This window comes from Youngiibacter fragilis 232.1 (genome assembly GCF_000495435.3).
Taxonomy (GTDB): domain Bacteria; phylum Bacillota; class Clostridia; order Clostridiales; family Clostridiaceae; genus Youngiibacter; species Youngiibacter fragilis.
This window is the reverse complement of record NZ_AXUN02000158.1, coordinates 1-1,054: the sequence shown is the minus strand read 5'-3', so window position 1 is coordinate 1,054 and position 1,054 is coordinate 1. Positions and strand designations below refer to the sequence as shown.

The window sequence follows — 1,054 nt, the reverse complement described above, 5'->3', positions numbered from 1 at the left end:
GGTTTCTGGGGTTTATAACCCTTTCTGATGTGAGTCCAGGGAGCATCACCCCACTCTGTACAGTTTGCCAAACGACGAGGGGAATTTAGGATTTCTTTTGTATTATGAAAGCTCAGGCGGAGAAATATTTTCCTGCCGTCAAGAAAAAGGTTAAAATACCCTAGTTCCCATTAGATCGTTAGAGTTATAAGCACTTAAGTCTTTTGATTGGTTGGTGGTTGTTATGAACTTTCAGCAGGAAATCCTGATCATAAAATCCGAAATCTATCCGATAATCAGCAAACACTACCCGAAAAACACTCACAGGGAAATAATCAGCCTCTACGACCTAATAACCTTCGCAATACTAGCACACTTGCACTTTAACGGAGTTTACAAGCACGCTTACAGAGTCCTAATCGAAGAAATGAAGCTGTTCCCCAAAATCAGGTACAACAAACTAACAGAACGCTTGAACAGGCACGAAAAACTCCTGCTCCTAGCGCAGGAAGAATTATTCAAAAAACACGCCAGAGAATACGTTAGAATACTGGACTCAAAGCCCATTCAGACCAAGGAGTTGGCCAGAAAAAACAGGAAGGAGAAGAAGGGTTCTTCAGAAATCATCTCTGAAAAGCCCGCAGTTGGGTTTGTTCCCTCTAAAAAAAGTTTTACTATGGGTACAAGCTGACCTGTTACTCTGATGGGAACCTGTTGGCTTTGCTGTCCGTTGATCCGGCAAACAAGCATGATGTGAGTGTTGTCAGGGAAAAGTTCTGGGTGATTGTTGAGGAGTTTTCTGGCTGTTTTCTGTTTTTGGATAAGGGTTACGTTAGTAGAGAACTTCAGGAGGAATTCCTGAAGTTTGGCGTTGTTTACACGCCGGTGAAGCGGGAGAATCAGGTTAGTAATCTGGAGGAGAAGAAGTTTTACAAGTACTTGTCTGACTTTCGCAGGAGGATTGAGACTTTGTTTTCGAAGTTTTCTGAGTTTCTTCTGAGGCCGAGCAGGAGTGTTAGTTTGAGGGGGTTAGCTGTCAGGATTTTAGGGGCGATTCTGGCCGTGAATCTGGAAA

Annotated in this window: 1 protein-coding gene; it reads left to right on the top strand. The window is 43.2% G+C overall.

The genetic code is table 11. The annotated features are described in order from the left end of the window. Nucleotides 1-214: 214 nt before the first annotated feature. Nucleotides 215-1,054 (top strand): IS982 family transposase gene (locus T472_RS20715; RefSeq protein ID WP_152975140.1). Its coding sequence is split into 2 segments (ribosomal slippage), with 841 coding nucleotides annotated over them: nucleotides 215-641 and nucleotides 641-1,054; the frame shifts between segments, so codons are not numbered across the junction. This gene is flagged as partial in the annotation.